The following is a 12,578-nucleotide window of genomic DNA, read 5'->3' as shown; positions in this document are numbered from 1 at the left end:
AAATAAAAACGGTATCAGATTTTGGAATAAAATTTGATACCGTTTTGGTATCTTTGAAAAACTAATTTTTTTACATTATCAAGAGGATGAAATATTTTACAACAGTTTGTTTGAGTGGTTTGATGTTTACTTTTAGTGTTTTTTCCCAAGAAAAAAACACAACTCATAAAGTGGAGAAAGGAGAAACCATAACCCAAATTGCACAAAAATACAATGTCACTCCTTATGATATTTATCAATTAAATCCTGATGCCCAAAGCGGTTTAAAGCCGAACAGTGTTTTGTTAATTCCAAAAAAGGGTGGAATTCAAAAAACAAATTTGCAAGCCAAAACACATAAAGTTGAACCAAAAGAGACTTTATACGGTATCGAAAAAAAATATGGTGTTTCTGATGAAGCCTTAAAGAAAGCCAACCCAGAATTGGAAAAATTAGGTTTGCAAATAGGACAAACCTTATTCATTCCGTCAAATAATGGTTTAAAAACGGCCACTTCAAATCAAGAAAAAGTTGTTTATCACGAAGTGCTTCCAAAGGAAACAAAGTACTCCATTGCAAAAAAATATGGAATTACCATCGCAGAATTAGAAAAAAGAAATCCAGAAGTTATTCCCAATTTGCCCATTGGATACAAATTGATAATCAAAGGAAATGTTCCAAAAACGGATAAAATTGTAGGGATTGATTCCAAGAAAGAAATTACAAGACCAAGTCCAGTAAAGGTTTCCAAAGGAATTGAATATACAAATTATGAGGTAAAGTCAAAAGAAACCTTGTATGGTTTGTCAAAAATGTCCGGTTTGCAACAAGACGAATTAATAAAACTTAATCCGGCTTTAGCCAATGGTGTTGAAGTAGGGATGATTTTAAAAGTGCCATCAACGGCTTCGATTCCGCGGGAGACAGAATCTAAAAAAGTATATACTTCTTTGATGAAAAAAGGTGGTGCTAATGGCAGAAAAAAGGTAGTGATACTGTTGCCTTTTAATTTATCCAAAATTGAGGGTGATACCATAAATTCGACAGCAATGCGGTTGAAAAAAGACAAGTTTCTGAATATGACTTTGGATTTTTATTCCGGGGCTTTAATGGCAATAGATTCTGCCCAGAGTATTGGGATTTCCGTTGACGTTCAACTGTTTGATTCTCAAGAAACCAGAAACACTTCCAATGTTGCCGCTATTGTTCAAGAAAATAATCTTGAGAATGTGGATGCCATAATTGGTCCTTTTTATCAAAACAATGTCGAGAAAACAGCCGAATTATTGGGTAAAAACAATGTTCCCGTGATTTCGCCTTTATCAAAGGATATAGGAAATTCATTCCCTAATTTGTACCAAACAATCCCAACAAATGAAGCCTTAAAAAGTGCCATTTTTGATTATATGAAATCAAAGGGAGGGAATGTTATTGCGGTTGTCGACAAGAAAAAAGAATCCGTTAGACAATATATTCAGCAAAACCGGAAAGAAGTGCAATTTGCGGCTCTCCAAGAAAACGGAAGTTTATCTGCCGAGAGTTTGAAAAGTTTGTTCGTGCAAGACAAAGTCAACTATGTGGTTCTGGAAACAGGGAATACCATGATGATTAAATCGACGATAAAAACGATGCTAGATGCCATGACAGCTTATAATGTGCAATTGGTTATTTTGGAACCTAATGAAACGCTGGAGACAGATGAAATTAATTTTGTGAATTTATCAAAGTTAAAATTGATGTATCCTTCCATAACCCGTGAAAATGAATCTCCCGAAGCTCTGATTTTTGAAAAAGAGTACAGAAAGAAAAACAACATTTACCCATCAACCTATGCCACTCGGGGTTTTGATGTCACTTTCGACACCATGATGCGATTAACGCAAGGCCAAAGTTATCAGGAAACGGCGGAAACCGTTGCAACGGAACAAGTGGACAACAAGTTTGAATATTATAAAAAAGGAGATGGTGGATATACTAATAAAGGAGTGTATGTCTTATATTATGATACCGATTTAACCATAAAAGAAGCGAAATAAGTGTTCAGTAATCAGTTTGTCATCTCGAGCCTTTCGACTTCGCTCAAGACAGGCTAAAGCGAGGGACAGTGTTCAATTTTCGGAATTTTTAACGAAATAATGAAATAAGAGATTAAAAAATATGATATCCAATGTAACCTATTTAGGCAATTTACGCACCTCATCCATTCACTTGCAATCGGGAAGCGAAATCATATCAGATGCACCAATTGACAATAACGGAAAAGGCGAGGCTTTTTCACCAACGGATACCGTGGCAAATGCCTTGGCAAGTTGTATGTTTACCGTAATGGGAATTAAGGCAAATGCTATGGGGATTGATTTTTCAGGCTCTACGGCCGAAGTTACTAAAGTAATGGGGATTGAACCACGGAGAATCACCGAAATCCACGTGGTTTTCAATATGGAGATTTCAGCTAATGAAAAAACCAAAATAATACTCGAAAAAACGGCAACAACTTGCCCTGTTTTTTACAGTTTGCATCCTGAAATTGAAAAGAAAATCACTTTTAATTGGAAGTAAATTAGTTCCCGATAGCTATCGGGACAGTCACAGTAATCAGTTTTCAGGTTGAACTTTAAACCTTAAACATTCAAACCCTAAACTTTTAGACTTGGACAAAAACCAAAAACAACTTATCAAACTTGCCCATACCAAAATGCCTTTCGGTAAATATGAAGGCAAATATCTCATAGATTTACCCGAATATTATGTGGTTTGGTACAGCAATAAAGGCTTCCCGAAAGGAGAATTAGGCGAGCAATTGCAACTGGTTTACGAACTAAAACTCAACGGTCTCGAAGAATTAATAAGGAATATTAGAAAACGGTATCCTAAACCGTGATTTAAGTGTTCATTTCTAAATCCTTGATGTAATCTCCGTATTCTAAATAGAACATTTCGGCAGCATGCATTTTTTCGTTGAAGAAATCGAAAATTTCATCCCAATAGTTTCTGTTGCTGACACTAACGCCTGTTTTTTCGACCCAGATTCGGCTGATTGTTTTTCCGTTTTCGAGGGTAAAGTCTTTTTCGAAAACCAAATCTTTAATAAAATCGTCTTCCAGTATGTTTTTTAAGGATTCCATTTTTTCGAAATAGGCAATCCGTTTGTCATCATTTCGATGTTCAATATCTATTAAAACTTGCGCTTTTTTGTTGTCAACGTAAAATTTAAAAGAAAAGTCCTTGATTTTCGTGTCGTATAAAACCCATTTTCTGGGATATTTTTCGGCGAAAGCAACCCAGAATTCCCGTTTTAACCTTTGGGTTTCCTCTTTGCTATACATTGATATTAAGTTTTAAAATTGTTGTTGTTATCTTCATTTCCATTGAAACTACTGCTTTTTTTGATTTACGAAAATTTGCACATTATAATTTTCTGGACTATATTTATAACACTTTCCAATGTGCAAAAATAGGCTTTGATTATGGATTTTCAAGAATTTTTAAAATATGTTCCAAAATTAACTGAAGCAAAACTTCCTGCCGGAGAAGCGCATTATAAAATGGCTCCACCGGAGAGAATCGAAACTTTAAAAAATTTGGAAATGGAGAGCAAAAATCCAAAATTTGCCGCCGTCATGATGTTGTTTTATCCTAAAAAAGGAAAGACACATTTGGTGCTCATCGTTCGGAATTCTTATGAAGGCGTCCATTCTGCCCAAATAGCTTTTCCGGGCGGCAAATACGAACCAAAGGATGAAACTTTTGAAAATACGGCTTTGCGTGAAACCCACGAAGAAATTGGAATTCATCCTGACATCATCGATATTGTCAGGTCTTTTACCCATTTGTATATTCCGCCGAGTAATTTTATGGTGTATCCGTTTTTGGGAATTTGCAGGGAGGAAATTATATTTATTCCTGATGCTGTCGAAGTGGCGAATATAATTGAATTGCCATTGTCTGATTTTTTAAGTGACGAGATAATCGTAAACACCGAAATGTCAACTTCTTATTCGAAAAATAGCATTATGCCGGCTTTCAAAATCAATGAGCATATAGTTTGGGGAGCTACGGCAATGATGCTGAGCGAGTTGAAAGAAGTGTTGAAAAAGGTGCTTTAAATTATATTTTTCGTAAGTTTGTAGACCAATTTTACACAACACATAATTTTATGGGATTATTTAAAAGAAATCCTTTTGGACACATCCTTTTCATAAAAAAATGGTTAATCCGAATTTTTGCGGTTTTAACCCATAGACGTTATAGGGGTTTTAATGAATTGCAAATCGAAGGATCCGAAATTATCAAAACATTGCCAGATACTAACGTCCTTTTTATATCCAATCACCAAACTTATTTTGCCGACGTGGTCGCCATGTTTCACGTTTTTAATGCTAGCCTGAGTGGTCGCGAAGACACCATTAAAAACATTGGATACATTTGGCAACCCAAAATGAACATTTATTATGTTGCCGCTAAAGAAACAATGGAAGCGGGTTTATTACCCAGAATTCTATCCTATATTGGCGCTATTACGGTAGAAAGAACATGGCGTGAAAAAGGGAAAGACGTGACCGAAAAACGGGAAGTAAATCCAAACGACACCGAAAACATTAAAATCGCACTGAATGACGGTTGGGTAATCACTTTTCCGCAAGGAACGACTAAATCATTCAAACCCGTTCGTAAAGGAACCGCCCATATCATCAAACAACACAGACCTATTGTGGTACCAATCGTAATCGACGGCTTCCGACGCTCCTTTGATAAAAAAGGATTGCGAATGAAAAAGAAAGGAATTCTGCAATCATTCATCATCAAACCTCCTTTAGAAATCGATTATGAAAACGATACCATCGAACAAATTTGCAAAAAAATAGAGTTTGCCATCGAGCAACATCCATCGTTCCTAAAAGTAATTCCAGCTGAAGAAATAAAAGCTGAGGAAGAACTTAATAAATTAAGAAAATGGGAATATTAATTTATAAAAAAAGAGGCTTTTCAAGTCTCTTTTTTTATAAGTCTATTTTCTTTAATTCATTATAATTGGCATATAGTTTTCGGAGTAATATCCCGTATAACAATCTGTAAAACAACCAAAACAAGCCGATTACCGCCATAATAAATATTGCCGAAACACCAATGCTGATGGCGATAAAAAGGGATTGATGACCTTTTGAAATCGCATTATTCATCAGGGTAATAAACTCTGAATTATGGTAAAACACCATTACAATTGAAATAATAATACTGATCGTAATCACGGCAAGATTATACCAAATATAGTTTTGAACGGTTCTTCTGGTTTTTAGGATATTTGTCATCAATTGATGTGTCGAATCAGTCGTGGAGATAGTCTTGTAGTTTTTATAAAACACATAAATAAACACAATAATTACCAAATAATTTATGATGTTTATCGCGAACATAAAATTTTCAATACCATATTTTTGAAGTTTATTTTGGTAACTATCATCATTTAAAAATACAGTAAGTAGGCTCCAAAAAAGAAATTCCAAAATACTTATAATCAATATCCATTTCACAATCGAAGATGATTTTGTATGCAACATCTTGTAAATTTCCGCTTCCGATATCTGCTCAAAAGAATTCCCGCTCTTTTGCCAATCTTTTTTCAATAAATCCAGCTCTTTCATAATCATTAAGGATTTAATATTTTTTTTAATTTCCCTTTTATTCTATTCATTTTCACCCGTGCATTCACTTCGCTTATCCCCAAAGTCTCTGAAATTTCTGCATAATCCTTGTCTTCCAGATACATAAAAACTAAGGCTTTTTCAATGTCGTTCAATTGATAAACAGCTTGGTACATTAGCTTTAGTCGCTCTTCCTCCTCAAAGTTATATTCTTCCTGGCTGATAAAAAAGGGCTGTTTTTCATAATCCACCGTCTTCACGGCGCGTGTGCTTTTCCGGTACAAAGTGATTGCCGTATTCAAGGCCACGCGATACGCCCATGTCGAAAACTTGCTGTCGCCCCGAAACTTTGGAAAAGCCTTCCACAACTGAATCGTGATTTCCTGAAACAAATCCTTATGCGCGTCATCGCCATTCGTATACAACCTACAAATCTTGTGGATTATATTCTGATTGGCCTTCAATTGCTGCACAAAAGACTGTTCTAAATTCTCGCTCATATTTAAGTTAGTGGACAAAAAAATGATTTTGTTACAAATTAAGTGATTTTAATCAGGAGCACAAACTTCCGATATTTAAATAGGCAGTCGTCCCGTTTTTCGTTACAATCTTTTATACCCTGTCAGGGTTTTAAACCCTGACAGGGTATAAAAGGATTTCCACTTCAAACGAAGTTCACTGAACTCCTATGAAAATAAAAGCAAAGTGAAGTAATCGGGGCTATTTTATGACTTTTTTTAGTTTTTACAACTCTCTGTTCCCATAATAACCCACCATCAAATTCACGAATTTACTATAACTTTCCATACCGTCTTTTTGCTGGTTGAATTTCAGGAAATTGTCGTAAAAAATATGAAAACCTGTTTCGATGGGAGTTTCATATTGTTTCCAGAAATCCTCACTTTCCTTGTAGTTTTTCAAGATTCCGGGATGAACGGTTTTCAGTAATTCGTCAAAAACTTTCTCGTTTCGAATTTGCCAATTGCCCAAACAATACCGCAAAGCAAAACTATATCCCGAATATTGAAAGTATAAATTGTCATTTTTCACGGAAGCCAAAAACCCAATAAAATTACATTCACTTTCGCTGGAAAAACCCATTTGATGCGCCATTTCATGGCAGGTCGTTGTTGGGGAATTATACATTGGCATCAAATAATTTACCTGAGCTTCATTGGTAAAAGGATTCAAATAACCACCAAAACCCATATAGGTCAACGGCAAACTAAAAAGCGATTTCTTGATGCTGGGATTCGTGTAGTTAAAGAATGGATATTGGTTGGAGAGCGTTTGATAACCATCCAAATTCATCTCGAAAACCTGTTCTTGCGAATAGGGGAAAATCACTTTCACACTGTCGTTTTTGGTGATTTGGGTTTGAATGGCGTTGGTTTTGGCAATCAGTTTTTTGGTAAAAGTCAATAAATCGGCATTTGTGTAATCTCTTTCGATTTTCATTTTTTCGAAAAGCGGTTGACGGTAATAATTCATTGCCCATAGAAAATGAAACAGGAAATAAACTACCGAAAGAATACTTAGCGTTTTTAAAACAGCGTTTTTCCATTCCTTTTTAGCTCCGCTCCGTTCGGCTGCGCCTCGGGTCCAAGATTTTCTAATTTTAACAATTGATTTCAGAACATATATAATCACGATTCCGTAGATAATATCTCCAACAGAAAACGGAATTTTTCCCAAGGTTATTCTCGAAAATCTAGAAATAATCGGATATAAACCATTGCTGTAAAACCGTTCTACAAACTCAGGGAAAAACACAATTATTTTCAGGAATAGAATTTGAAATAGGAGTAATAGGGGAAGAATGTATTTGCGTTGCATTAATTGGCTTTTGGCGATAAAATTAATCATAAATTAAGAAGTAGGTTTTCTTTTTTGTAAATTTGTGAAACTAAAAAAATTTAGCCCATTTTTGTGTGTACTAAAATATCTCGAAAGCTATGTCAAGAGAAGAACTCATTAAAATCACCATCGAAAAATTACATCAACTTTCTGATTCTAGAATTCAGGAAGTGTCAGATTATGTAAGTTTTTTGGCTAGCAGGATTGATGATAAAATCATCTCCGATGGTATTAAAACGCTCACTTCAAATTCAAAATCGTATGAGTTTCTTCATAGCGAAGAAGAACTTTATCAGGTGAACGATTTAAAAGAAAAGTACCAATGAAAAAAGGAGACATTGTTCTTCTTTCTTTTCCGTTTACCGATTTGAAAGGCAAGAAAATAAGACCTGCATTGGTTTTGGTTGTTTCAGATTTGGATGTTATTGTGGCTTTTGTCACAACCCAATTCAAATGGCAAAATTCCTATGATATTCTTTTAGAACCTGATAATTTCAATGGTTTAAAGAAATCTTCTCTAGTTCGATTATCAAAAATCACTACAATTGACAAAGATTTAATTCTAGGTAAATTAGGAGAATTGAACACGTTAGATTTACAAAAAATCAACAATAATCTCATCAAAATATTGGAATTATGACAATAGAATTTGTGCAATTTTGTGCCGTCACCCTGAGCGCGTCGTCACGAGCGCAGTCGAGAGACGAAGGGCAAAACCTTAAACTTTAAACAAAAAAAATAGATATAATGAGCCAAGAAATTAGAAATCTGGAACCCAAAGCACTTTGGAACAAATTCGCCGATTTAAATGCAGTTCCTCGTCCTTCCAAAAAAGAAGAACGCGTTATCGAGTTTATTACAACTTTTGGAAATTCGTTGGGATTAGAAACATTTGAAGACGAAATTCGAAACGTGATTATCCGCAAACCTGCTACTGCCGGAATGGAAAATCGTAAACCAATTGTCCTTCAAGGTCATTTGGATATGGTGCATCAAAAAAATTCCGACACCGTTTTCGATTTCGACACACAAGGAATCGATATGTATGTCGATGGCGATTGGGTTCGTGCCAGAGGAACTACGCTTGGCGCTGATAATGGTCTTGGAGTGGCAATGATTATGGCAATTTTAGAATCTAAAACAATCAAACATCCAGCTATCGAAGCACTTTTTACGATAGATGAAGAAACTGGAATGACGGGCGCTTTGAACCTAAAAGGCGGAGTTCTTCAAGGTGAAATCCTTTTGAATATGGATACGGAGGAAGATGACGAAATCGACATTGGTTGCGCCGGTGGAATCGACGTTACGGCAACAAGAGAGTATCACGAAGAGGAAACTCCAGAAGATTCCGTTGGCTACATCATTACCGTGAAAGGACTAAAAGGGGGACATTCAGGAATGGACATTCACAAAGGTTTGGGCAATGCCAACAAAATAATGAATCGTTTATTGTTTGATGCTTTCGAAAACTTTGGTTTACAAGTTTCCGAAATCAACGGAGGAAGTTTGCGCAATGCAATTCCGAGAGAAAGTGTTGCCAAAGTTATCGTTGCCGGAATGTATGATGAAGCCTATATTTTTGATATGCAGGAAATCATCAACGACATCAAAACCGAATTCAAAACTACCGAGCCGAACTTGACAATCGAAATCGTGAAATGCGATTTGCCGAAAAAAGTGATGGATTTGGGCGTGCAGGAAGGAATTATCCGTTCCATTTATGCAGCGCACAATGGCGTTTACAGGATGTCGGCCGATATGGAAGATTTGGTAGAAACTTCTAATAATGTAGCTCGTGTAATCATCAAGGATGGCGAAATTTCCATTGGATGTTTGACGCGTTCTTCGGTGGAAACTTCCAAGTTTGATTTGGCAAATGCACTGCGTTCTGCTTTTGAGTTAAGCGGTTGTGAAGTGAATTTGGCTGGTTCTTATCCGGGTTGGACACCAAACGTGAAATCAGAAATCTTGGATTTATTGGTGAATGTTTACGAGAAACAAAACGACGAAAAACCAAAAGTAGTGGCTTGTCATGCCGGTTTGGAATGTGGAATTCTTGGAACTAATTATCCTGATATGGATATGATTTCTTTTGGACCAACGATTCAAGGGGCGCACTCTCCTGATGAAAGAGCAAGTATTTCGTCTTCTCAAAAATTCTGGAAATTTGTATTGGAAATTCTGGAGAATATTCCGGTAAAAAAATAGTAATTAGAATTCAGTATTAAAAAACAGGACTATCCGTTAACGACACCAAAAAATATTTTTGCCACGAATTACACGAATTACACGAATTTTTATTAAAAATGAGTCAATTAAACTTGAATTCGTGCCAATTCGTGTAATTCGTGGCGAATAAAAAAAATATAGTCCGCAAAGCGGACTGTTATATTAAAAAAAATAGTGTTCAGTATCAAACGAAACTGAACACTATAATCTGAACACCTGTCTGCCGACAGGCAGGCTGATCACTAATTTTAGTCTCTTTTTGGACTGTTTTTCTTTTCTCTTTTTTCCTCTTTCTTTTCCTTGGCGGTTTTAAGAGGTTCTTTTTTTAAGGTTTTCTTTGCGTCTTGACTTTTTGCCATTTTATGTATTTTTAAAGGTTAGTTTTTCTGTTTTTAATCGAGTAAATATAAAGAATATTTTTATAAGAAAAAGATTTTAGGTGTTTTTCATACTTCAGATTATACCAATAGTCAATATATATTAGTATGATATTTTTTTGTCACATCGAGCGCAGTCGAGATGAAGCAATGGTTCTCGACTGCGCTCGAACTGACAACTGGACTAATCTAGAAAAGAATTGGTATTATTTCAAAAAATCCCCGTCAATAATCAATAAAGTAACACCATTTGCAGCAATGGAACGATGGGAACTCAAATCGTCAGAAACGATATACGTCATTCCTTTTGTGAGAAGAAATTGCTCTCCGTTTATCAGTTCGCTGATGAATTCGCCTTCCAGGCAATGCACAATATGTCCTTTTTGACACCAATGATCTGCCAGATAACCTGACGAATATTCCACTTTACGAACTCGAAGTCCACCCAATTGCATCGTTTGCCAAAACGAAGTTCCGGTTTCGCCTTTGTGTTCCGTTTTTTCTATGTTGCTCCAGTCGATGGTTTGGAAGGGAATAGTCATTTTTGATTTGTTGCTTTAGCTTGTTGAATTCGTTCTTGTTTTTCTGAAAAATTTCAATCGATAAATAATTTAGTTTGCAAATTGAAAACTTTTAATTACATTTGCTTATGAAAATCCTTGTAAAGAAAACGATTTTATATTATATCAAAAAATATCCAATGGCTGAAACGCCATTATTAATTTGGTATAATGAGTTTTCAAAATTAGAATTTAGCAATTTTAATGAACTCAAAAAAGTATATGGAAACGCAAGTATCGTAAATAATGACAGAGTTGTTTTCAATATAAAAGGAAATGATTTTCGATTGGTGGTTTCAATCAATTTTGTGCAAACGGCTTGCTATGTAATTTGGTTTGGAACGCATACAGCTTATGACAAGATTAATGTTGAAACTGTTGCTTTTGATACGACAATCTTAACCGATAAAAAAATAGAATCATGAATTGGAAAGTATTAAAAACGGATGAAGATTACAATACCGCTTCAATGCGATTGATGGAAATATTCCACGCAGAACCGAACACGCCAGAGGGTGATGAGTTAGATTTACTATTGGTTTTGATAAAAGATTACGATGAAAAACAGTATCAATTACCAGAGCTTGATGCATTGGAAGTTATAAAATATAAAATGAAAGAAATGGGGTTGAAAGCCAAGGATCTTGAGCCCATAATAGGAAGCAAAGGACACGTTTCTGCAATTCTTTCCGGAAAACGAGAGATAACCTTAAAAATGGCGCAAAAATTGAAGGATTATTTTAGTATTCCAGCTGAAGTTTTTCTGCACAGCGTTTAAATGGTTTCTGATTTTCTATGTAGTTTTTAGATAGTTTGTAAGCAACAGCTATCGTTGTTATATGTTGTTTTTATTTTCCAGATTTTGTTCTATTATCGTTTTTACATAACATTTGGCAGTTTTCAGCAGTTGACCTTCCTCCTTCGTGCCAAGGTGTAATGTGGTCAGCTTCCATTTCGTTAAGTTCAAAATGTTCTTGACATTTGGTACAAATTCCTTTTTGTCTTTCGTAGGATTCTCTTTTTTGCTTGTCTGTAAAGGCGCGAATACTTAAATATTTTTCGTTTCTAGTTATGACATATTCATAAATTCCTGACTTTTTTGTAACATCTTCGTCTTGCATTAAATGGGTTATTTCTTCTTCCAATTTTTTAGAATCGAATGCTGTGTCTTTGAATTTATTGTATAAATTTCCGAACGAAACACCTTTCATTTCTCTGCGATATTTTGGAAAAACAACTTTTATCCAATTGATAACGGTTTGAAAATACAACCACAATTCATTAGCATTTGGCTTGTGTTGGTTTACTGCCATATACTGCTCAATGTTGCCATTGCTTAACCAACTAATTGCAGTTTCTAAATAGTCTTGACGAATTGGTGAACCTGTCATATAATCGTTTCCGATATTATAGGCTGGACAACCTGATTTGCTGAAATATCTTTTGGCATCCGTCAACCAAGTTCCTGTATAAATTGCGTTTCTTAATTCTTGGTCAGTTAGTTTTTCTCCAGCTATGTTGATGGTTTTAAACCAGTCTAGTTTTTCCTTGTCATCGCCTTCGCAAAAATAAACCATTAGTTTATAGTCCAATATTTGGTCTTTTTCTACATCGGTAAGGTTGTGAATGTACATAGCGTTTAACGAAAAAGTGCCTGTTACATATTCGCAGATACTGATGGTTCTTTGTTGTCCATCTAAAACTTCATAAGTGTCATCTTCATTTTTGACCCAATACATTACGTTTAATGGGAAGTCCTTTTGGACAGTTTCAATTACGGAATCTCTTTGTTTGTCTTTGTAAACAAATTCTCTTTGATATTTTGGGCGAATGTTTAGTTTACCACCAAAGCCAACAACTCCTTCTTCGTTGTCATTTATATATCTGTTCGAAACTTCTCTTATTGTAATTTCTTTGAGTTCTATTTTCAT

Annotated in this window: 16 protein-coding genes; 10 read left to right on the top strand and 6 right to left on the bottom strand. The window is 35.3% G+C overall.

What is annotated here, in order from left to right; all coding sequences use genetic code 11:
• Window positions 1-86: 86 nt before the first annotated feature.
• The 3 genes from B2145_RS11095 (at window position 87) to B2145_RS11085 (ending at window position 2,860) form a co-directional block, all read left to right on the top strand.
• Window positions 87-2,015: a LysM peptidoglycan-binding domain-containing protein gene (locus B2145_RS11095; protein ID WP_291102185.1), complete on the top strand. Its 1,929-nt coding sequence runs from the start codon at window positions 87-89 to the stop codon at window positions 2,013-2,015.
• 121 nt (window positions 2,016-2,136) lie between these two features.
• Window positions 2,137-2,538 carry an OsmC family protein gene (locus B2145_RS11090; protein ID WP_291102183.1) on the top strand — a complete coding sequence of 134 codons (402 nt, stop codon included), beginning with the start codon at window positions 2,137-2,139 and terminating at the stop codon, window positions 2,536-2,538.
• Between the two features lie 91 nt (window positions 2,539-2,629).
• Window positions 2,630-2,860: a DUF3820 family protein gene (locus tag B2145_RS11085; RefSeq protein WP_291102181.1), complete on the top strand. Its 231-nt coding sequence runs from the start codon at window positions 2,630-2,632 to the stop codon at window positions 2,858-2,860.
• A 1-nt stretch (window position 2,861) separates the two neighbouring features.
• Here B2145_RS11085 and B2145_RS11080 read toward each other — a convergent pair whose 3' ends face one another.
• The gene (locus B2145_RS11080; protein ID WP_291102178.1) at window positions 2,862-3,305 is read right to left on the bottom strand and encodes a DUF4268 domain-containing protein; all 444 of its coding nucleotides are present in this window, start codon (window positions 3,303-3,305) and stop codon (window positions 2,862-2,864) included.
• A gap of 141 nt (window positions 3,306-3,446) precedes the next feature.
• On the opposite strand from B2145_RS11080, the gene B2145_RS11075 reads away from it, so the two are divergent.
• Both B2145_RS11075 and B2145_RS11070 read left to right on the top strand, forming a co-directional pair.
• Window positions 3,447-4,085, top strand: coding sequence for an NUDIX hydrolase (locus B2145_RS11075; protein ID WP_291102177.1), 639 nt, complete (start codon window positions 3,447-3,449; stop codon window positions 4,083-4,085).
• A gap of 50 nt (window positions 4,086-4,135) precedes the next feature.
• Window positions 4,136-4,945, top strand: a complete 810-nt coding sequence (locus tag B2145_RS11070) for a lysophospholipid acyltransferase family protein (RefSeq protein WP_291102175.1) — start codon at window positions 4,136-4,138, stop codon at window positions 4,943-4,945.
• A 34-nt stretch (window positions 4,946-4,979) separates the two neighbouring features.
• On the opposite strand, the gene B2145_RS11065 is transcribed toward B2145_RS11070, so the two are convergent.
• The 3 genes from B2145_RS11065 to B2145_RS11055 form a co-directional block, all read right to left on the bottom strand.
• Window positions 4,980-5,621, bottom strand: a complete 642-nt coding sequence (locus tag B2145_RS11065; RefSeq protein ID WP_291102173.1) for a hypothetical protein — start codon at window positions 5,619-5,621, stop codon at window positions 4,980-4,982.
• A 5-nt stretch (window positions 5,622-5,626) separates the two neighbouring features.
• The gene (locus tag B2145_RS11060) at window positions 5,627-6,121 is read right to left on the bottom strand and encodes an RNA polymerase sigma factor (RefSeq protein ID WP_291102171.1); all 495 of its coding nucleotides are present in this window, start codon (window positions 6,119-6,121) and stop codon (window positions 5,627-5,629) included.
• A 244-nt stretch (window positions 6,122-6,365) separates the two neighbouring features.
• Window positions 6,366-7,457 (bottom strand): DUF3810 domain-containing protein, encoded by a 1,092-nt coding sequence (locus B2145_RS11055; RefSeq protein ID WP_291102254.1) that lies wholly within the window; start codon window positions 7,455-7,457, stop codon window positions 6,366-6,368.
• A gap of 119 nt (window positions 7,458-7,576) precedes the next feature.
• Between B2145_RS11055 and B2145_RS11050 the strand changes: the two genes are divergently transcribed.
• The 3 genes from B2145_RS11050 (at window position 7,577) to B2145_RS11040 (ending at window position 9,689) form a co-directional block, all read left to right on the top strand.
• Window positions 7,577-7,804, top strand: a complete 228-nt coding sequence (locus B2145_RS11050) for a hypothetical protein (RefSeq protein WP_291102169.1) — start codon at window positions 7,577-7,579, stop codon at window positions 7,802-7,804.
• Window positions 7,801-8,118 (top strand): type II toxin-antitoxin system PemK/MazF family toxin, encoded by a 318-nt coding sequence (locus B2145_RS11045; RefSeq protein WP_291102167.1) that lies wholly within the window; start codon window positions 7,801-7,803, stop codon window positions 8,116-8,118. Before B2145_RS11050 ends, B2145_RS11045 begins: the two co-directional genes overlap by 4 nt.
• Window positions 8,119-8,225: 107 nt before the next feature.
• A complete protein-coding gene (locus B2145_RS11040; RefSeq protein ID WP_291102165.1) occupies window positions 8,226-9,689 on the top strand; it encodes an aminoacyl-histidine dipeptidase in 1,464 nt (487 codons plus the stop codon).
• Window positions 9,690-10,293: 604 nt separating this feature from the next.
• Here B2145_RS11040 and B2145_RS11035 read toward each other — a convergent pair.
• Complete coding sequence (locus tag B2145_RS11035) at window positions 10,294-10,629, bottom strand: DHCW motif cupin fold protein (protein ID WP_291102163.1); 336 nt, start codon at window positions 10,627-10,629, stop codon at window positions 10,294-10,296.
• A gap of 107 nt (window positions 10,630-10,736) precedes the next feature.
• Here B2145_RS11035 and B2145_RS11030 point away from each other — a divergent pair, with 107 nt between their 5' ends.
• Both B2145_RS11030 and B2145_RS11025 read left to right on the top strand, forming a co-directional pair.
• Window positions 10,737-11,072, top strand: a complete 336-nt coding sequence (locus B2145_RS11030; protein ID WP_291102161.1) for a type II toxin-antitoxin system HigB family toxin — start codon at window positions 10,737-10,739, stop codon at window positions 11,070-11,072.
• Window positions 11,069-11,425 carry a helix-turn-helix domain-containing protein gene (locus B2145_RS11025; protein WP_291102159.1) on the top strand — a complete coding sequence of 119 codons (357 nt, stop codon included), beginning with the start codon at window positions 11,069-11,071 and terminating at the stop codon, window positions 11,423-11,425. The genes B2145_RS11030 and B2145_RS11025 overlap by 4 nt, the downstream gene beginning before the upstream one ends.
• A 70-nt stretch (window positions 11,426-11,495) precedes the next feature.
• Here B2145_RS11025 and B2145_RS11020 read toward each other — a convergent pair whose 3' ends face one another.
• Window positions 11,496-12,578 (bottom strand): GmrSD restriction endonuclease domain-containing protein, encoded by a 1,083-nt coding sequence (locus B2145_RS11020; RefSeq protein WP_291102157.1) that lies wholly within the window; start codon window positions 12,576-12,578, stop codon window positions 11,496-11,498.

This window comes from Flavobacterium sp. UBA5153 (assembly GCA_002413745.1).
Classification (GTDB): domain Bacteria; phylum Bacteroidota; class Bacteroidia; order Flavobacteriales; family Flavobacteriaceae; genus Flavobacterium.
This window is presented reverse-complemented; position numbering and strand designations above follow the sequence as displayed.